22 protein-coding genes are annotated in these 16,609 nt (G+C 64.6%); 15 read left to right on the top strand and 7 right to left on the bottom strand.

All coding sequences use genetic code 11. The features are described from left to right. On the top strand, positions 1-319 hold a 319-nt coding region (locus tag V7066_RS00825; RefSeq protein WP_334181351.1), incomplete at its 5' end, for a phosphate acyltransferase. Positions 320-793: 474 nt separating this feature from the next. Continuing rightward, entirely contained in the window at positions 794-952 is a 159-nt protein-coding gene (locus V7066_RS00820; RefSeq protein WP_334181350.1) for a hypothetical protein, read from the top strand. Positions 953-971: 19 nt separating this feature from the next. Here the strand turns inward: V7066_RS00820 and V7066_RS00815 are convergent, their stop codons facing one another. Continuing rightward, on the bottom strand, positions 972-2,183 hold the full coding sequence (locus tag V7066_RS00815) for an adenylosuccinate synthetase (RefSeq protein WP_334181349.1): 1,212 nt from the start codon (positions 2,181-2,183) through the stop codon (positions 972-974). Between the two features lie 10 nt (positions 2,184-2,193). Then, on the bottom strand, positions 2,194-3,099 hold the full coding sequence (locus V7066_RS00810; protein ID WP_334181348.1) for a hypothetical protein: 906 nt from the start codon (positions 3,097-3,099) through the stop codon (positions 2,194-2,196). A gap of 114 nt (positions 3,100-3,213) precedes the next feature. Between V7066_RS00810 and V7066_RS00805 the strand changes: the two genes are divergently transcribed. Further along, a complete protein-coding gene (locus V7066_RS00805) occupies positions 3,214-3,882 on the top strand; it encodes an NUDIX hydrolase (protein ID WP_334181347.1) in 669 nt (222 codons plus the stop codon). Here V7066_RS00805 and V7066_RS00800 read toward each other — a convergent pair. From V7066_RS00800 to V7066_RS00790, 3 genes are all read right to left on the bottom strand, one after another. Next, the gene (locus V7066_RS00800) at positions 3,879-4,736 is read right to left on the bottom strand and encodes an oxygenase MpaB family protein (protein WP_334181346.1); all 858 of its coding nucleotides are present in this window, start codon (positions 4,734-4,736) and stop codon (positions 3,879-3,881) included. The genes V7066_RS00805 and V7066_RS00800 overlap by 4 nt on opposite strands. A 139-nt stretch (positions 4,737-4,875) precedes the next feature. Then, positions 4,876-5,139, bottom strand: a complete 264-nt coding sequence (locus V7066_RS00795; RefSeq protein WP_334181345.1) for a hypothetical protein — start codon at positions 5,137-5,139, stop codon at positions 4,876-4,878. Between the two features lie 84 nt (positions 5,140-5,223). Then, positions 5,224-5,598, bottom strand: a complete 375-nt coding sequence (locus V7066_RS00790) for a copper resistance protein CopC (RefSeq protein ID WP_334181344.1) — start codon at positions 5,596-5,598, stop codon at positions 5,224-5,226. A 175-nt stretch (positions 5,599-5,773) separates the two neighbouring features. Here V7066_RS00790 and V7066_RS00785 point away from each other — a divergent pair, with 175 nt between their 5' ends. The 10 genes from V7066_RS00785 (at position 5,774) to V7066_RS00740 (ending at position 12,189) form a co-directional block, all read left to right on the top strand. Next, positions 5,774-6,049 (top strand): hypothetical protein, encoded by a 276-nt coding sequence (locus tag V7066_RS00785; protein ID WP_334181343.1) that lies wholly within the window; start codon positions 5,774-5,776, stop codon positions 6,047-6,049. 2 nt (positions 6,050-6,051) lie between these two features. Then, positions 6,052-6,492, top strand: coding sequence for a periplasmic heavy metal sensor (locus tag V7066_RS00780; RefSeq protein ID WP_334181342.1), 441 nt, complete (start codon positions 6,052-6,054; stop codon positions 6,490-6,492). Between the two features lie 6 nt (positions 6,493-6,498). Further along, complete coding sequence (locus V7066_RS00775; RefSeq protein WP_334181341.1) at positions 6,499-7,068, top strand: RNA polymerase sigma factor; 570 nt, start codon at positions 6,499-6,501, stop codon at positions 7,066-7,068. A gap of 124 nt (positions 7,069-7,192) precedes the next feature. Further along, positions 7,193-7,450 carry a fumarylacetoacetate hydrolase family protein gene (locus V7066_RS00770; protein WP_334181340.1) on the top strand — a complete coding sequence of 86 codons (258 nt, stop codon included), beginning with the start codon at positions 7,193-7,195 and terminating at the stop codon, positions 7,448-7,450. A gap of 85 nt (positions 7,451-7,535) precedes the next feature. Beyond that, the gene (locus V7066_RS00765) at positions 7,536-8,363 is read left to right on the top strand and encodes an IclR family transcriptional regulator (RefSeq protein ID WP_334181339.1); all 828 of its coding nucleotides are present in this window, start codon (positions 7,536-7,538) and stop codon (positions 8,361-8,363) included. 83 nt (positions 8,364-8,446) lie between these two features. Beyond that, positions 8,447-9,352: a LysR substrate-binding domain-containing protein gene (locus tag V7066_RS00760; protein ID WP_334181338.1), complete on the top strand. Its 906-nt coding sequence runs from the start codon at positions 8,447-8,449 to the stop codon at positions 9,350-9,352. A gap of 82 nt (positions 9,353-9,434) precedes the next feature. Further along, positions 9,435-10,331, top strand: a complete 897-nt coding sequence (locus V7066_RS00755; RefSeq protein ID WP_334181337.1) for an SDR family NAD(P)-dependent oxidoreductase — start codon at positions 9,435-9,437, stop codon at positions 10,329-10,331. 55 nt (positions 10,332-10,386) lie between these two features. Then, positions 10,387-10,605: a hypothetical protein gene (locus V7066_RS00750; RefSeq protein ID WP_334181336.1), complete on the top strand. Its 219-nt coding sequence runs from the start codon at positions 10,387-10,389 to the stop codon at positions 10,603-10,605. A 124-nt stretch (positions 10,606-10,729) separates the two neighbouring features. Further along, the gene (gene yaaA / locus V7066_RS00745) at positions 10,730-11,482 is read left to right on the top strand and encodes a peroxide stress protein YaaA (RefSeq protein ID WP_334181458.1); all 753 of its coding nucleotides are present in this window, start codon (positions 10,730-10,732) and stop codon (positions 11,480-11,482) included. Beyond that, positions 11,479-12,189 (top strand): SDR family NAD(P)-dependent oxidoreductase, encoded by a 711-nt coding sequence (locus V7066_RS00740; RefSeq protein ID WP_334181335.1) that lies wholly within the window; start codon positions 11,479-11,481, stop codon positions 12,187-12,189. Before yaaA ends, V7066_RS00740 begins: the two co-directional genes overlap by 4 nt. A gap of 14 nt (positions 12,190-12,203) precedes the next feature. Here the strand turns inward: V7066_RS00740 and V7066_RS00735 are convergent, their stop codons facing one another. Together V7066_RS00735 and V7066_RS00730 are read right to left on the bottom strand one after the other, a co-directional pair. Next, complete coding sequence (locus V7066_RS00735; protein ID WP_334181334.1) at positions 12,204-12,467, bottom strand: DUF6356 family protein; 264 nt, start codon at positions 12,465-12,467, stop codon at positions 12,204-12,206. Positions 12,468-12,493: 26 nt separating this feature from the next. Continuing rightward, the gene (locus tag V7066_RS00730; protein WP_334181333.1) at positions 12,494-12,727 is read right to left on the bottom strand and encodes a hypothetical protein; all 234 of its coding nucleotides are present in this window, start codon (positions 12,725-12,727) and stop codon (positions 12,494-12,496) included. Positions 12,728-13,086: 359 nt separating this feature from the next. Between V7066_RS00730 and V7066_RS00725 the strand changes: the two genes are divergently transcribed. Next, on the top strand, positions 13,087-14,370 hold the full coding sequence (locus V7066_RS00725) for a cystathionine gamma-synthase family protein (RefSeq protein WP_334181332.1): 1,284 nt from the start codon (positions 13,087-13,089) through the stop codon (positions 14,368-14,370). A gap of 5 nt (positions 14,371-14,375) precedes the next feature. Beyond that, on the top strand, positions 14,376-16,604 hold the full coding sequence (locus V7066_RS00720) for a fused MFS/spermidine synthase (RefSeq protein WP_334181331.1): 2,229 nt from the start codon (positions 14,376-14,378) through the stop codon (positions 16,602-16,604). The last annotated feature ends 5 nt before the right edge of the window (positions 16,605-16,609 follow it).

Raw genomic sequence — 16,609 nt, 5'->3', positions numbered from 1 at the left:
GCTGGAAATCGTGAAGGCGGCGGCGCCTGACTTGCGGGTTGACGGCGAAATGCACGCGGACGTCGCCCTCAGCCAGGCCTTGCGCGACCGCCTCGTGCCGGACGCCCGGTTCGAGGGACCGGCGAACCTTCTGGTCATGCCGAACCTCGATGCAGCGAACATCACGCTGACCGCGCTTTCCGCCTCGTCCAGCTCGCCGACGGTCGGGCCGATCCTGATGGGTCTTGCGCAGCCGATCCACGTCCTGACGCCGGGCGTGACCGCGCGCGGCATTCTCAACCTGACTGCCATTGCGGCGGCTGAACTCGACAAGGGTTGAGCCAAACGCCACGGACGCTCGAAGGGGCGGACATTACGTCCCTTCGAGCGTCACCAGTTGCAACGGATGACGAATTAATTGCTTTTTGTGCAATCAATTTTGGAAACAGAATGCAACGGTCAGCTCGTTTCCAGAAAACCTTTGCCTGAAACCTGCGGCTAGACAGCAGGGACATGCTTGAGATTGCTGCAAGTCTCGATATTGCACCTGCGAACGCTGATTACGGCTTTCCCACCATTGCCTGTCGGGCAACCCCCTTGCTGCATAAAAGGCCATAAAAGCGGCGACTTAGGTGTCCTTTCCAGCCAAGTTCCAGGCCGATTTAATAGGGTTTTGACCTGCCGAAACCCTCGAAATCCCAAAATGCATTTCATGCAACTAAAGGCGAGGAGCTTGCATTTGCGCGCAAGCCTCGGACAGATCACATAAGCGGCATGTTGCAATGCAGCAATGTGCTGCTTTCCGAGGTGTTCCATGTTCTCGCTGATGTCGCTCTATTTCGCCTATCGCCGCAATGTCGTGGTGGCCGAGCGCTACATGCCCGCTCTCGACGAAAAGGCGGCTCCTGCCGAAGCCATCGTCGAAGTCGCGCCGGAAGCTCCGGTCGCGCAGGATCTGCAACTCGCAGCCTGACCCTTTCGCCTTCGCCCGACTATAACGCCGCGAATGTCTCGCACGGGGCATTCACCGCATCGGCGAAGGCGGCTTCGACTTCCAGCCCGGTCGCACAGGTGAGGGTGTCGAGAAAGCGCTCTCGCGTTCCCTGCATGGCTCTGCCTTCGTGCAGCCAGACCGGCGCTTCGCCCAGAGCCTGATCGAGGCATGTCACGGCCAGCGTCGGCGCGATGCCGATGCGCCCTTTGACCAGCGCCAGATCCGCCGCGATGTCGGCTGCGAGAACGGCCGGATCGACAAGCCCGAAACGCAGGGTTTCCTGCCAGGGGTTCGGTCGATTGGTCGGATCGTCGATCCGGAAATAGGCGGCGACGTCGCGCTCGTCCGGCATCGGTCCCCGCCCGTGGCGCGTCAGATAGCAGCGCGTCACATAGATCGGCGCGATGGTGTCGATCCCCGCTTCCTCGGCCACGGCCACCATGTTGGCAAGGCCGGTGTTGGAGCGGGTGAGGTAGGGAAATTCCGGGTAGCTGCGGTCCAGCCGCAGGCCTTGCGCGCCTTCGAAAACGACCTGTCCGTCCTGGCCCAGCGTGGCATCCTCCCGCAGTTCGACCAGCGCGAGGAAACGGCGGCAATCCTCCAGATAGTGCTCTAGAACGCCCGCGGATCCGGCGTGGCGGAGCGGTCCGGGTGCCTGCGGATCGAGGCCCGCTTGTGCAAGGCGGGCAGGAAGCCACTCCTCGCGGATCGCCGCGAGCTTTCCGGCGAGATTTGGAGATTCCAGATCGGCCAGCGTCAGCACGCTGCCGAAATCTTCCGCGCGCGCTACGGTCTCGCCGAAGCCCAGTCCGCAGGATCCGTGTCGTCCGTCTCCGCGCGCCATTTCGATGGCCTGGTTGACCATCATGTCCCAAGGCGTGGTGACGATTCCCCTCGGGTCGGCGGTCAGGCGCGTGCAGCCGCCGAGCGCGGCCACGCGCTCGACTTCGGCGGCCAGCTTCATCGGGTGCGAGACCATGAAGCGCGAGAGATGCGTCGCCGCGCCGACCAATGCGCCGGACCCGAGATGGTGAAAGACGTGACGGATCCCGTCCGCCCGTTCGACGGTATGACCGGCCTGCGCGCCGCCATTGCTGCGCACGACGGTGACAGGCCCCGCGTCGGGGCGGGCGGCCAGCCATTCGACCGTCCGCCCCTTGCCCTCGTCGCCATAGGCGGCGCCGATCACGGCTCTTGCGATCTTGCCCATGGCTCGTCCCTCAGCGACCGTTGCCGAGGAACCCGCGCCAGGGCAGCCGTGCCGTCGCCTGCGCGAGCACGTCGGCGCAGGCGCTGCTCCAGCCTTTCGCCACATCGTCCGGATCGCGGCCGCTGGCGAGTTCGATGGTGGACACGATCGTCTCGGCCAGCTTCGTCGGGTCCTTCAGGTGGATCACCCGTTGGGGCAGGATGCGCTCCCACGATGCCCTGACTTCCTTCAGGCGCCCGGCGGCATAGCTGCCGTCGACGATGATGTGGAAGACCTCGTAGTACTGGCTGGCGAGCTTCACCGCCTCGCGGCCCGAGACGCCGCGCCGGGCATTCACGCCGAGCACGCGGGCGAACTGCTCCTGCGTCACGCCGTCATGAACCGGCTCGTCGCCGACGGTGAAGAGGAAGCCGCGCTTGCGGCGCTTCTCGTAGGCGTCGTGCACGGTCTTGAGTCCGGCGAAAGCATGGGCGAGGCAGTAGCTCTCGCCGCCGTTGCCGCCGCCGCCGCCTTCCAGCCAGAGGCTGCGCAACTGCTCGACGATGCGCAGGTCCGCCTCGAACTGCGTGGCCTGGAGCGGGGCGGCATCGGTGAAGCCGTCGCCGAGCGCCATGGCCATGACGTGCGGGTCGCTGACCGGCTTGCGGTCCAGAAGCTGCGTGAACGTGGCGTTGAGACCGTTCACCACCAGTTCCTCGGCCAGGAAACCCATCGAGCCGGTGACGTCGACGCCGACGATGATCGGTGTCGCCAGCGGGTTCTCCGCCGAATCCCGCGATTCTCGCACGTTGATGCGGGCCGGATCGTAGCGATCGTCCATGCCGCGCGCGCCGAAGAGTTCGTCCCGGCTGCGGCCGTGGACCGAGCTGGCCGCGTAGCGATCCCAATCTGCGTTGTTCCAGTTGCCGTGTCCCATGATCTGCTCCTTTCGCGAATCGTTGACGAGCCATTGATGCGCTCCACACAGGCATCTTTCAAGATGCAAAATGCAGTTTGCATGTTTTAAGTGTTGTGGCATGGGTTCCGGGACATGACGGAAAACTACCCGCAGCCCATTCTCACGGTCGACATCGTGCCGCTCACCATCCGCGATGGACGGCTTTGCGTCCTTCTGGCGGAGCGGCCCAACGAACCCTTCGCCGGGCGGCTCGCGCTGCTGGGCGGCTATGTCCATGTCGACAAGGATCGGACGCTGGGCGATACCGCCCGCCGGGTCCTGCGCGACAAGGCGGGGCTCGACCGGCTCTATGTGGAGCAGCTGTCGACCTTTTCCGGGCCGCAGCGCGATCCGCGCGGCTGGTCCGCCAGCGTCGCCTATTTTTCGCTGACGCCGCTGGAAGCGGTCGAACCCGCATTGGAACGTAGCGGGATTTCGTTGGTGGAGGCCGACAGGACGCAGGCGCTACCGTTCGATCACGATGCCATCCTGGCGGCGGCAGTCAGCCGTCTCCGCGCGAAAGGGGCCTATTCCGATCTGCCGGCGCGGTTCCTCGGTCCCAACTTCACGCTGGCGGAACTGCACCGGACCTATCAGGTCGTACTCGGCGAAAAGATCAACATCGACGCATTCCGCCGCAAGGTCATGGAGCGCGGGTTCCTCGAACCGACCGGAGAAAAGCGCCGCGATGAAGGCGCGACCCGGCCCTCGGAACTCTACCGACTGACGACGCAAGCCGCCGTGTTCCCACGCCGGTTCTAGCGCGATCCCGCGAAGGCCCAGCGCACCACTCCCGCCATGGCGCGGGTGCCGGCGATCGCGGGTAATCCGCTCATGCCGGGACGACGGAGCCCGAGCATCGTTCGCGCGAAAGGCGGCAAGAGATCGACCGCGGCCATGCCCAGTGTCCGGGTGATCCTGCCCGGTCTGCGCCCTTCCTCGCCTTCGAGCAGGAATGCAGCCACTTCGCGGGCGGCCGGACCGCCATGCAGTTCGCCGCGCATCTCGGCGAGCAGCGCCATGGCTTCGGCCCGGCTGCGGGGAACCGGCGATGCTCCGAGCATTCGCGCGACCATGGCGCTCTGTTCGAAGTATCGATCCTGCGCGCTTCCCGGCATCGCGGGATCGGCATAGGCGAGATAGGCTTCGAGGAAGCTCGTTACCTCGGCGAGGTGAACCCACGCCAGGACCCGCGGATCGGTTGCGGAATAAGCCGTGCCATCCGGCAGTGTGCCATGGACGCGGCCATGGATCGCATTGACCACCGCGATGACGCGCGCGGCCTCGTCCCGGTGGCCGTAAGTGGTCGTGGCGATGAAGCGGGCGGTGCGGCGCAGGCGGCCCTCCACGTCCTCGCGAAAATCGGAATGGTCGAGCACGCCCTGGAGCGCGGCCGGATGCAGCATCTGGAGCAGGAGTGCCCTCATGCGCCCGACCATCATCGCTACGACATCGGCATGGACCATGCGGATCGGACTGTCCGGTTCGAACAGGGCTTGGTCGGAAGGCACGACCGGCGTTTCACCCTTGTTGCGGTCGTTGAAGACCGCTCGGACCTGCCGTACGAGCAGGCTTCGCATCGCCTGGGCAGGACCGGGAAAGGTGAGGGCGGCCATCGTGCCATTGTGCCCTATTCCGGCTTGCCGGAACAGGGTGTTGCGGCTCAGGAGAATCCGACAAATCGAAAACGAGAGCAAGTTGATCCGCTGCAATCGGCCGCTGCAATCGGCCGCTGCAACCGGATCGCAAACTGCTCTAGTGACGCAGCGGACGATCCACACTGCAATCGATCGAGCGGGCATAGCGACCGTCGCACAAGTCACGGAAAGCGGCCGAGACGGCTCGGCACTCTTCCTCGGGGAAGTGCAGTCCCGTGGAGCAGTCGGCGAGCGTGGACACCATCTCGTCCGTGTGCATTTCGAAGAATGCCTGCGGCCGGGGGTCCTTGGCCGCCTGCGCGAAAAGCCAGACGAGACCGACGACACCGAGCATCGAGGAAGGGCTGACGTAACTGATCATGATCACTCCTTGGATGGAATGATTATAGAGGCCGTGCAGCGCTATCGGTCGCGGATCTTACCTGTTTTCCTGCGGTCCCGACGGTTAGCGCACCGTAAAGGAATAGCTGCCTTGCGCGCCGTCCCGATCGGCACCGGCTGCGTGCCAGTTGAGCCGGTAGGTCCCGGTGGGCAGCGGACGGGGCAGGGCTACCGTCAGCTTCCGACCTTCGGCCTTGGGAGCGATGCCCGTGATCGGCATCGGTTCGTGATGCGCCATGCCCGGCATGGCGGTCATGACGAGATCGAACCCGGATATTGCTGCGACAAGCTCTTCGGAGAAAGTCAGCGTGATCGAGGTGGGTTTCGTGACTGCCGTTTCGGCGGAGGGCGTCGCCGTCACCAGCGCGGGACGGGCGAGAGCGATCGACGGACATGTCGCTGCAAGAACGATAGCGGTGGCTAAGGCGAAAATACGCATGGTGGCTCCTGTCATCTGCGCCCGGAAGCGATCCGGCTTGCCGGGGCTTTTCGAAATCCATACGCAGCACCGCAGGTTTATCCCTCGCTTCGTTCGAAACTTTTTTGCGCGCTTCGAGGGATCAGCGCCTTTCCGTGCGTATTGCCGGATGAAGGTTGGAAGGGAAACCGGGCGGATGAACGAACTCGACGAAATGCTGTCGCTGCTGCGGGACGAGCCGCTGCCGCAAGCGCTGGTTACGATGGACGGTGCCGTCATGGCCGGGTTGGCCGCCGGAAGGGAGCGTCTCGTCGGCCGGCGCGGCATCGCGCTGGCTTGCGGGGTTGCGGCAATCGTCGGGCTTTGGGGCGGATTTTCGCTTCCCTACACGCAGACCGGGGCCAGACATGCTCACGTCGATTCACTGCTCGGCGTACCGTCTGCGGCGCCTTCCCACCTTCTGGCGTCCTGACGATGGCGCAGGCCTCGCGCTATCTTCTCGTGGCGCTCGTTTCGCTGCTGGCTGCCTTCGCGGCGCTTTGGATCACCCAGAAACTTCATGCCGGCCGGCCCGAGGAAAGCCGCATTCACACCCTGCTCCATCGCGAACTGGACCTCGACGGCGAACAGCGCCGCCGGATCGATGCCCTGGAGCAGGGGTTCGAGGCGCATCGCAACCGGTTGGAAGGTGAGCTTCTTGCCGCGAATGCGGACCTTGCCCGTGCGATCGAGCATGAGCACGGCTATGGTCCGGAAGTCGAGAAAGCGGTGGATCGCTCGCATGTGGCCATGGGCGAATTGCAGAAGGCGACGCTTCGGCATGTCTTCGCCATGCGTGCGGTACTCCGTCCCGATCAGGCCGTGCGCTTCGATAAAGGCGTGGCCGAAGCACTGACGACCGCGCCGCAGGACTGATCCGGCGTGGCCGAGCCGGAATTCCATGTCCGAACGGACGAGCGCGCTGCCGTCGCCGCCGCACTGGCGGGGCGTCAGGCCGGCTTCACCGCGCTCATGGACGGGCACCGGGAGGCGGTGTTCCGTATGGTGCGCGGACATCTCGGAAATGAAGCCGACGCGCTGGACGTGACGCAGGAGAGCTTCGTCGCCGCCTTCCTCGCCCTGCGTCGCTACGATCCCGCACGGTCGTTCCGGGCCTGGATACTGCGCATCGCGCTCAACAAGTGCCATGACTGGGCACGACGCCGGAAAGTGCGCCGTTTCCTTGCCTTTGCCCTGCCGATCGAGGAAGCCGCGAGTATTGCCGACGAGGGGCCCGATCCCGAACAGATCCTGGCCTCTCGTCAGAGGACCGAACATATCCATGCCGCGCTTGCCGCATTGCCGGATCGCCTGAAGGAACCGCTACTGCTTTGCGCGCTGGAGGGAGTGTCGCAGGACGAGGCCGCCAGAATCCTCGGTATCAGTCGCAAGGCAGTCGAGACCCGGATCTATCGGGCCCGTCGGAAACTGTCGCATCTAGCGGAGCGATAGACAGGCTCTCTACTCCTCCGATAGCGGCGCAATGCTGGAGGTAGCCAGCCAAGCGAAGCGCGCTACCGCCATGAAGCAGATCAGCGGCAGTGCCATGGCGACCTGAACATCGGCTCTTTACGACATGCAGCTCTGGCTGGAAGTCGACGACGAGCGGGTGCAGGACGGCACTACTGCGGAAATGATCTTCGCGGTGGCGAAAATCATTGCGCACATAAGCCAGTTCATGAGCCTTCAGCCCGGCGACGTTATCTCGATCGGCATGCCTGCCGGGGTGGGGCTGGGCTTCGATCCGCCAAGCTTCTTGTCGGCGGGCAACGTCGTGCGGCTGGGTATCGAAGGTCTCGGCGAACAGCGTCAGCGCGTCGTGGAGGCGGGCTGAGGAGGAATATGCGCGGCGAACCGATCGCCGCGCGTATCTCGGGTCAACGTTGCGGAGGGCGGGTATCGTGGCTAGTGGCCGATCCATGAGGACATCTCAGCCAAAAGGGAAAGAACCCGTAACAGCAGCAGGCGAAGCCTCGGCAAAGCGGGGCTATTCCGCACCTGCTCTGGAAAAGGGTATCGAGATACTCGAACTCTTCGCACGCGATCCGGGCGGGCTGACCATCAGCGAGATCGCCCAGCGGCTGAAGCGTTCGATCAGCGAGGTGTTCCGCATCATCATCGTGATGGAGCGGCGGGGATGGCTGCGCAAGGATCCCGCCAATGACCGGTACTCGGTATCCTATCGCGTGCTCGATGTCGCCTTTCGCGCTACCCCGGCGCATACGCTGAGCAATGTCGCCGCGCCGGTCATGCATCAGTTGTCCGTCGACACGAATCAGTCGTGCCACCTCGTCGTTCGCACCGGTGCCGCGGCCACGGTCATCCATCGGCAGGAAAACACCGGGGCGGTGGGCTTCGGGATCAGGTTGGGTACGGTCGTCGATATGATGACGAGTTGCTCGGGACATGTCCTGCTCGCCTTCATGTCCGAGGAGCGCCGTGCTGCCGCGCTCGCCGAACTGCCGGAGGCCGGGGCGGCAAGCCTGCGTCGGCTGGAAAAGCAGCTCGAAGCGGTTCGCGCGCAGGGCTTCGAAATGCAGCCGAGTGCCCGCGTGGCCGGGGTCACCGACATCAGTTTCCCGGTCTTCGGTTTCGACGGCCATGTCAGCGCTGCGTTGACACTGCCGTTCCTAGTGACGATCGACGGCTCGCAGCGCACCGACCGGGAAGAGACGCGCGTGATGCTGGGGGACGCGGCGCGGCAGATTTCCGAGGGGCTGGGATGGCTTCGCCCCGCTTTCGACTAGCCATCGAGCGACTGACAGAATGTCTAAAATGCAGTTGATCCGGCTCAGGGCCGCTCAGGCTTCGCGAGTATGGAAAAGATATGGTGAACCAACCCCGACACGACCTGCCGCGTATGGAACTGCGTCTGCTGCGCCAGTTCGTCGCGGTTGCCGAGGAACTTCATTTCACGCGGGCAGCGCAGCGGCTGGCGATGTCGCAGCCGCCTCTCACGGCAGCGATCCGGCGGCTGGAAGAGGAAGTCGGCGCGACCCTGATCGAGCGCGGCCGCAAGACGGTAAGGCTTACCCATGCGGGGACCGTGCTGCTGGACCGGGCCAAGCGTCTGCTGCGGGCGGCCGACGAGGCGCTGACGGCAACACGTGATGCTGCCGCGGGCAAGCGCGGTACGGTGCGGCTCGGCTATGTCGGCAGCGCCATGTATGGGCGCCTTCCCGAAGCCTTGCGTGCTTTCCGGCGAAGTCACCCCGATGTCGCGGTGGATTTGCATGAAATGACCACGGTGGCCCAGATCGACAGGTTGCGCGCGGGCGAACTCGATCTGGGAATCGTGGTCCCTCCGCTCTGGGATATGGCGGGTCTGCAAATGACCGCTTTCGACCGGGACCGGCTCGCCATTGCGCTGCCGACCGGGCACCCGCTCGCCGCGGCCGAGGCTGTCTCGGTCGGGGATCTGGCTCAGGAAGCGTTCATATGCTGGCCTCGCCTTCAGGGACCGGGCTTCCATGATCAGGTGATGCGGCTTTGCGGAGACGCGGGGTTCACGCCGAAAGTCGTGGAAGAGGCGCACGGCATGCATACCGTGCTCTCGCTCGTCGCGGTGGAGGCGGGGGTGGCGATCGTGCCGGAGAGCATGAAGCAGGTTCGCGCCGCCGAGATCGTCTATCGCCCGATCTGCGGCGATGCCGCCCGCTTCGAACTGCTTCTCTGCCGCCCGGCCGGAGAAGCCGCACCTGCTGCCGCAAGGCTGGAGGACGTGCTGCGGCGATAGGGAATTCCTATCACGGCGTGATGCCATAGATATTGGACCCGGCTGATCGCCCGCGTCATCTGGCTGTCCGAGGAGGCCGTGGATGATCGATTTCTCGGGACGTATTGCTTTGGTGACCGGTGGCGGACGCGGCATTGGCCGGGCTTATGCGAAGGCCCTGGCGCTGCGAGGCGCACTGGTAATCATACAGGACAGTGGCGCCGGGGCGGACGGCCAAGGTTCAGACCCTCAGGTTGCGGCGAGCGCTGCGGCCGAAATCGTGGCGGCCGGTGGACGCGCCGTTGCCGAGCCTCGGCCGCTCTCGACCCGCGCACAATGTCACGACATCGTGACGGAGATCGCCGCAAGGCACGGCGGTCTCGACGTGGTGATCCACAATGCCGGTTGGGTCGGATATCAGACGATCGAAAAACTGGAGCCGGACTTTCACGAGCGCATGATGCGGCTGGCGGTCGATACGCCGCTTTGGCTGGCGCAGGCCGCATGGCCCTTCATGCGCGAAGCGGGTTTCGGCCGAATCCTGCTGACGACGTCCGACCGGGCCATCTATCCCGAGTACGCGCTGGACGGATTGGCGTCCTATGCGGCGGCGAAAATGGGCGCAATCGGTATCGTCAATGTGCTCGCCAGGGAGGGCGCGCCGCACGGGATCGGCGTGAATGCAATCTCGCCGGTCGCCAAGACCCGCATGTGGGGCGTCGAAGGGGAGCCGGACGAATTGCGGCCGGATTCCGTGGCACCGGGCGCGCTCTATCTGGTTTCTCCCGATTGCACGGCGAGCGGCTGGGTGATGCGGGCATCGAACGGCCAGTTCGTCGCGACCCGGGCGCGGGAAGCCGAGCACGTCGCCTATCCCCGCGATCTGGCGGCGGTCAGGGCCGACACGCCGGAGGAGGTTGCGAAGACATGGTCGGCAATTGCGGTTGATGATCCGGAGCTTCGCTGGCATTCGCTGGTTCGGCAGGTCGCAAGAGACTGAATTCAAAAATAGATATTTTGTCAGGAGATGAATTATTCAAAAGGTTGTGCAAGTCGTGCTGGTCGTTCTGATTGCGGCGACGGTGATGTTTGGTGGACGTTGGTACATGTATGTCGCGCAGGGTGAGAGCCCCTATGACGAAGTGGGTATCGCGCTGAACGGCTATATGCCCGGTCCGCTGCGGACCTGGGGCTGCCACAAGCTTCAATCCCGCTTCGCGAACCAGTTGCCGCCCTATGGGTGCGGCGCCGCCGATGGTCGCAGCTGGATCTGATTTCGGTTTCCGGTCGGCCCGTTCTGCCATTGGCGCAGGGCGGGCCGACATTCGGGGGCGACATCGGGGGGAGGCATGGGAGTGCGGTTTGACGCAGCCTCCGGTGCTCGCTACCGCCGCTGCGATGATCGTTCTCCTGTCTCCCGCCAAGACGCTCGACTTCGAGCGCGTTCTGCCGCCGCTTGACGTTTCCACGCCGCACTTCGCGGAAGAAGCGGCCAATCTCGCCCGCTCCGCCGCGAACCTGACGCAGAAGCGGCTCTCGGAGCTGATGCATATCTCTCCGCGCCTGGCCAAGCTGAATGCGGACCGCTTTCGCGATTTCCCCGAACTGCCCGAACGACCCGCGCTCTTCGCTTTCGCGGGTGACGTCTATACCGGGCTGGAAGCGCATACCTTGGACGAAGCCGGGGTCTCTTTCGCGCAGGACCATGTGCGGATGCTTTCGGGTCTCTACGGGCTGCTGAAGCCGCTCGACGCGATCCGGCCCTACCGACTGGAAATGGGTACGCGCTGGGCACCTCGGCACAAGTGCCTGACCGACTGGTGGGGCGATCGTATCGCCGCGTTTCTCCGCGCCGAGCTTGCCGAGGAGGGATCGGGCGCGATCCTCAATCTCGCCAGCCAGGAATACTACGCCGCCGTTGCCGGAAAGCTGCCGGGCGTGCGGGTGATCGATGTCGATTTCCGCGAACCGGGTCCCAACGGGCCGCGCTTCATCAGCTTCAACGCCAAGCGGGCGCGCGGCATGATGGCGCGCTGGATGTGCGAGCACCATGTCACCGATGTCGAGGCGATGCGCGGTTTCGACAGCGACGGCTATCGCTTCGATCCCGAGGCCAGCGAACCCGACCGCTGGCGCTTCACACGCGCATGAGCGGTCCCGCCCGATCCTCCGCCGTCATTATCGGAGCCTCCGGCGGGATCGGCGGAGCCTTCGAGGCGGCGCTGATCGAGGAGGGGGCTTTCGATGTCGTTCACGGCTTCGCACGCACGCGCAGCGGCGCCCAGCATCTCGACCTGCTCGATGAGGCGAGTATCGAAACTGCCGCCGCGCATGTCGCCAAGGGACCGTCGCCGACACTGGTGATCGTGGCGACCGGCCTACTTCACGAGAACGAGTCGGGACCCGAGAAGGCGCTGCGTGATCTCGATCCCGCGTGGCTGGCGAAAGTCTATGCCGTCAATGCGATCGGACCGGCGCTCGTGGCGAAGCATTTTCTGCCGATCATGCCGCGCACCGGCCGGGCCGTTTTCGCGGCGCTTTCGGCACGGGTCGGATCGATCGCCGATAACCGTTTGGGCGGATGGCACGGCTATCGGGCTTCGAAGACCGCGCTCAACATGATGGTGCGTAATCTGGCGATCGAGGAGCGTCGCCGTAACGACCGCGCGATCGTGGTCGCGCTGCACCCAGGCACTGTCGATACCGCGCTGTCGCGCCCGTTTCAGGGCAATGTTCAGGCAGGGCGCCTGTTCGACGCCGAGCGTGCAGCTCTGCAACTGCTCGATGTCATCGAGGAGCTGAAAGTTTCGGACAGCGGCAAGCTGTTCGATTTCGAAGGCAACGAAATTCCGTTCTGACGCCCTTCAAGACGTCAGATTTCGTACTCCGGCTGCCACCGTCCCAAGGGTTTTGTCCCCATTTTCGTCGCGCGTGACTGGCGCCGCGTCATCTCACCATGGAGCTTGCGGATCATGTCGCTTCCGGCATGGGTGAGCAGGCCGGGCACGAACCCGTGAATGATCGTGCCGATGCCGGCAACGATCATTCGCAGGCCGAAGCTGCTCGCGACGGCCCAATGCTGCGTGTAGCTTTCATCCACGGTTCGTGGATGGTCGACGAACAGACGGTTGAACATCGTGGTCGCTCCGGAATTGGAGGAGGTCAGGCTGTCGGCGGATAGGGATGGCGACCGAAGATCCAGCGGGTTTCAGGACCGCCATGGCCGTCGAGCAGCAGGACTTTGGCTTCGTGGCCCTTCATGCCGACCTGATGTGCGGCATCGATCGCGCGGTTGAGCGCGGCGCGCTGCGTTTCGAAGGCGGCCAGGAAAACACCGTGCAGGCTCACTGCCCAGTCGAGGCCTTTGCGGACGACGTGAAAATCGCTTTGAGGCATGGGTCCGTACTCCCCTTCTTTCCTTGGTGACGATCCGGGCCTGAGGCCACGGGATCGATGGTTTCCAATCAGAGTGCTCTTGGCATCGGCGATTTCAATTTACATTCTCAACCTATTTAATTGACAAGCGACGTCAAGGGAAAATTTCCGGACTGGTGGATGTATGGCGGCGAACGGGCTTTCCCGTCCGACGGGCCGGTTCGAGTGTGGTTGAGGGCACGCGCTTCCGCCCGCAATCCACCGCAATTATCCACTTGAGATCGAGGGAATATCGATACAATTTTGCGCATCTTTGCGTTCCCGCCCGGCGCGATTTGGCGTAGCCTGCCGAAATCACAGCCATATCCTGGGAGACGGAAATGACGGCACCGCGCGAGAGCAAGACAGCTATCGGCGAGCACAGGCTCCACCCCGACACGCTCATGTTGAACTACGGCTACGACCCGCTTCTCTCGGAAGGCGCGGTGAAGCCGCCGGTCTTCCTGACTTCGACTTTCGTGTTTCCTACGGCGGAGGAAGGACGCGACTTCTTCGACTATGTGGCAGGCCGCAAGGAGCCGCCGCCGGGGCAGGGGCGCGGTCTCGTCTATTCGCGCTTCAACCACCCCAACAGCGAGATCGTCGAGGATCGCATGGCGATCTATGAGGACGCCGAGGCGGGCGTCGTGTTCTCGTCGGGCATGGGGGCGATCACCACGACCATCCTGACGTTCGCGCGGCCGGGCGACGTCATCCTGCACTCGCAGCCGCTCTACGGCGGCACCGAGACACTGCTGGCGAAGACTTTCGCCAATCTGGGCATCAAGGCGGTCGGCTTCAGCGACGGCCTTGATGAAGAGGCCGTGCTGGCTGCGGCGAAGATTGCTGCTACGCAGGGGCGGATCTCGCTCGTGCTGATCGAGACGCCGGCCAACCCCACCAACAGTCTCGTCGATATCCGGCTGCTGAAGCGTGTCTGCGATGCCATCGGCGAAGAGCAGGGACATCGCCCGCTGCTGGTTTGCGACAATACGCTGCTCGGTCCGGTGTTCCAGCATCCGCTGCGGCTCGGGGCGGATATCTCGCTCTATTCGCTGACGAAGTATGTCGGCGGGCACTCGGATCTGGTTGCCGGGGCGGCGCTGGGATCGGCCAAGCTGATGCGCGAAGTGCGACTGCTGCGCAGCGCCATCGGCACGCAACTCGATCCCCATAGCTGCTGGATGCTCGGCAGGTCGCTCGAAACGCTGGGGCTACGGATGGAGCGGGCCAATGCCAATGCGACGGCGGCGGTCGCGTTCCTCCAGGCCCATCCCAAAGTCGAGCGGGTCGCTTATCCGCCGCTCTATCCGGCAGGTTCGCGGGAAGCGGACGTGTTCGCCGCCCAGTGCACTGGGGCGGGATCGACGTTTTCCTTCGATATCGTCGGCGGCCAACCCGCGGCCTTCCGGTTCCTCAATGCGCTGCAGATCTTCAAGCTCGCCGTCAGCCTCGGCGGCACCGAGTCGCTGGCGAGCCATCCGGCGACGACCACCCATTCCGGGGTCCCTGTCGAAGTTCGCGACCGGATCGGCGTTCTGCAATCGACCATCCGCCTGTCGATCGGCATCGAGCATCCTGACGATATCGTCGCCGATCTCGCCCAGGCGCTGGAGGTAAGCTGAGTCAGGTGAAGGTCGATGTAAAATCCGGCGGAGCGGCGCGGGGCCTGTTCGTCGTGACGATACTGGTGGGCAGCTTCCTGCTGTTCCTCGTGCAGCCGATGGTGGCGCGCATGGCGCTGCCACGGCTCGGCGGGGCGCCGAACGTCTGGAACAGCGCGATGCTGGTCTACCAGGCGCTGCTTCTAGCTGGATATGCCTATGCTCACTTGCTCGGGCGATGGCCGGTGCGGCGACAGGCAGTAATCCATCTGCTGGTCCTGCTGGCGGCCGGGGCGACGCTGCCCGTAAGCCTGTCCTCCATGGCGCAGCCCGCAGGACTGCCAGAAGTCCTGTGGGTGCCGTTGCTGCTGGGTCTGAGCATTGGGCCGGTGTTTTTCGCCGTATCCGCGCAGGCACCGCTGATGCAGCGGTGGTTCGCCGCCGATCCCGGCGCGGGGCAGCCCTGGGCGCTCTACGCCGCTTCCAATCTCGGCAGCTTTGCGGGATTGCTTGCTTATCCGCTGCTGGCCGAACCATTCCTGAGTTTGCGCCGGCAGAGCCTGACCTGGTCGGCGGGCTTCGCGCTGCTGGTCCTGCTGGTCGTGCTCGCCGCCATGACCCGCCGGAACCTCCCCGCCGTTTCGGTAAGGGCGGAAAAGGAAGAGCAGGGCGAACGGATCGGTTGGCGCCGCGTGGCGCTATGGCTGATGCTTTCGGCAGTGCCGTCGGGCCTGATGCTCTCGACGACGACCCATCTCACCACCGACATTTTCGCGATGCCGTTGCTATGGGTCATCCCGCTGGGTCTCTATCTGCTGAGCTTCGTGGTTGCCTTTGCCGACCGGCGCGGCATGTGCATGGCCGTGACGCGGATCGCCCCGGTCGTTGTGCTTTTCGCGGGCAGCTATGCCATGCTGTCCAACGGATCGGGTACGCTGTGGGTCGCCGGAGGCGCCTGCCTCATGCTGTTCTGCATTGCGACGGCGCTGCATGGAAGGCTCTACGACTTGCGGCCGGGCGCCGCGCATCTGACGCATTTCTATCTGGTGATGTCCGCAGGCGGCGCTCTGGGCGGACTTTTCACCGCCTTGATCGCGCCGCTGGTGTTCGACTGGGCCTGGGAGCACCCGCTGCTGGTCCTCGCCGCCGCGCTGCTGATGCCGCTGACGCCGCTCCTGCGCTGGCATGAAAGCGAGGGCATCGAGCCGGGCATGGCGCGCGTTGCGCTCGTGCTGCTGCTCGCCTTCGCAATATTCCTCGGATGGCAGCTCGACCAGTATGCCCTGCGCCCGGAGGACGGGCTTGCGGCCGTCCTCTTTACCGTCTTCCTGGTCGCCACCGGCGTGATGCTCATGGCGTGGCGGGCCGGTTTCATCGCGGTGCTGACGATCGCGATGATCGCGCAAGGCGGTATCTGGACCGTCCGCGCGACACTGGCCGGCGAGCGCACGCGCAGCTACTTCGGTATCTACACCGTGCGCGATACCGCCGACGGCACCTTGCGCACCCTGGCGCACGGCACGACCCTCCACGGCGAGCAGTCGCTGCAACCGGGCCGCTCGCGCGATGCGCTGACCTATTACGGGCCGACCTCCGGCGTCGCGCTCGCCTTGCAAGCGGCGCCGCGGATCGAAGGTGCCGGAGCGCGGGTCGGCGTGGTCGGTCTCGGTACCGGCTCGCTGGCCTGCCAGGCCTTGCCCGGACAGCACTGGACTTTCTTCGAGATCGATCCGGTTATTCTGCGTTTCTCGACGAACGGCCGTTTCACCTTCCTGCGCGACTGCGCGCCGGAAGCCCGCGTCGTTCTGGGCGATGCGCGACTGGAGCTGGCGCGGCTTCACGCGAACGCGTTCGACGTACTGGTGATCGACGCCTTTTCCAGCGATTCGATCCCGGTGCACCTGCTGACGAAGGAAGCCTTGCAGGTCTATGCCCGAGCGCTAACCCCGCGCGGCCTGTTGCTGCTTCACATTTCCAACCGCTATATCGACCTCGCGCCGGTCGTCGGCACCAATGCCGCGGCGAGCCGTCTTAAAGCGATCTCGCGTCTCGACCGGCCACTCGACACAGACAACTATACGCCGTCGCGCTGGATCGCCCTTTCGCGCGATCCGGAGGTCCTGGAGCAACTGCGCGGGCAGAACCCGGACGCTCCGTGGATCCAGCTTGAAGATCGCGCAGCCAAGCCTTGGACCGACGATTACGCCTCGATCCTGCCTTTTGTGCGCTGGGATCGGCTGACCGGAAGCCCGTGACAGAC

Origin of the sequence: Novosphingobium sp. (assembly GCF_036820275.1) — a bacterium.
Lineage (GTDB): Bacteria > Pseudomonadota > Alphaproteobacteria > Sphingomonadales > Sphingomonadaceae > Novosphingobium.
Note: the sequence above shows the minus strand (reverse complement) of the source record. Positions and strands in the feature narration are given on the sequence as shown.

Excerpts from the sequence above, each read along its gene's own strand:
- V7066_RS00820 (WP_334181350.1), top strand. The coding sequence starts at position 794 with ATGTTCTCGCTGATGTCGCTCTATTTCGCCTATCGCCGCAATGTCGTG.
- V7066_RS00730 (WP_334181333.1), bottom strand. The coding sequence starts at position 12,727 with ATGCCTCAAAGCGATTTTCACGTCGTCCGCAAAGGCCTCGACTGGGCA.
- V7066_RS00755 (WP_334181337.1), top strand. The coding sequence starts at position 9,435 with ATGATCGATTTCTCGGGACGTATTGCTTTGGTGACCGGTGGCGGACGC.
- V7066_RS00800 (WP_334181346.1), bottom strand. The coding sequence starts at position 4,736 with ATGGCCGCCCTCACCTTTCCCGGTCCTGCCCAGGCGATGCGAAGCCTG.
- V7066_RS00725 (WP_334181332.1), top strand. The coding sequence starts at position 13,087 with ATGACGGCACCGCGCGAGAGCAAGACAGCTATCGGCGAGCACAGGCTC.
- V7066_RS00815 (WP_334181349.1), bottom strand. The coding sequence starts at position 2,183 with ATGGGCAAGATCGCAAGAGCCGTGATCGGCGCCGCCTATGGCGACGAG.
- V7066_RS00805 (WP_334181347.1), top strand. The coding sequence starts at position 3,214 with ATGACGGAAAACTACCCGCAGCCCATTCTCACGGTCGACATCGTGCCG.
- V7066_RS00790 (WP_334181344.1), bottom strand. The coding sequence starts at position 5,598 with ATGCGTATTTTCGCCTTAGCCACCGCTATCGTTCTTGCAGCGACATGT.
- V7066_RS00770 (WP_334181340.1), top strand. The coding sequence starts at position 7,193 with ATGCAGCTCTGGCTGGAAGTCGACGACGAGCGGGTGCAGGACGGCACT.
- V7066_RS00735 (WP_334181334.1), bottom strand. The coding sequence starts at position 12,467 with ATGTTCAACCGTCTGTTCGTCGACCATCCACGAACCGTGGATGAAAGC.
- V7066_RS00810 (WP_334181348.1), bottom strand. The coding sequence starts at position 3,099 with ATGGGACACGGCAACTGGAACAACGCAGATTGGGATCGCTACGCGGCC.
- V7066_RS00780 (WP_334181342.1), top strand. The coding sequence starts at position 6,052 with ATGGCGCAGGCCTCGCGCTATCTTCTCGTGGCGCTCGTTTCGCTGCTG.
- V7066_RS00785 (WP_334181343.1), top strand. The coding sequence starts at position 5,774 with ATGAACGAACTCGACGAAATGCTGTCGCTGCTGCGGGACGAGCCGCTG.
- V7066_RS00765 (WP_334181339.1), top strand. The coding sequence starts at position 7,536 with ATGAGGACATCTCAGCCAAAAGGGAAAGAACCCGTAACAGCAGCAGGC.
- V7066_RS00795 (WP_334181345.1), bottom strand. The coding sequence starts at position 5,139 with ATGATCAGTTACGTCAGCCCTTCCTCGATGCTCGGTGTCGTCGGTCTC.
- V7066_RS00740 (WP_334181335.1), top strand. The coding sequence starts at position 11,479 with ATGAGCGGTCCCGCCCGATCCTCCGCCGTCATTATCGGAGCCTCCGGC.
- yaaA (WP_334181458.1), top strand. The coding sequence starts at position 10,730 with ATGATCGTTCTCCTGTCTCCCGCCAAGACGCTCGACTTCGAGCGCGTT.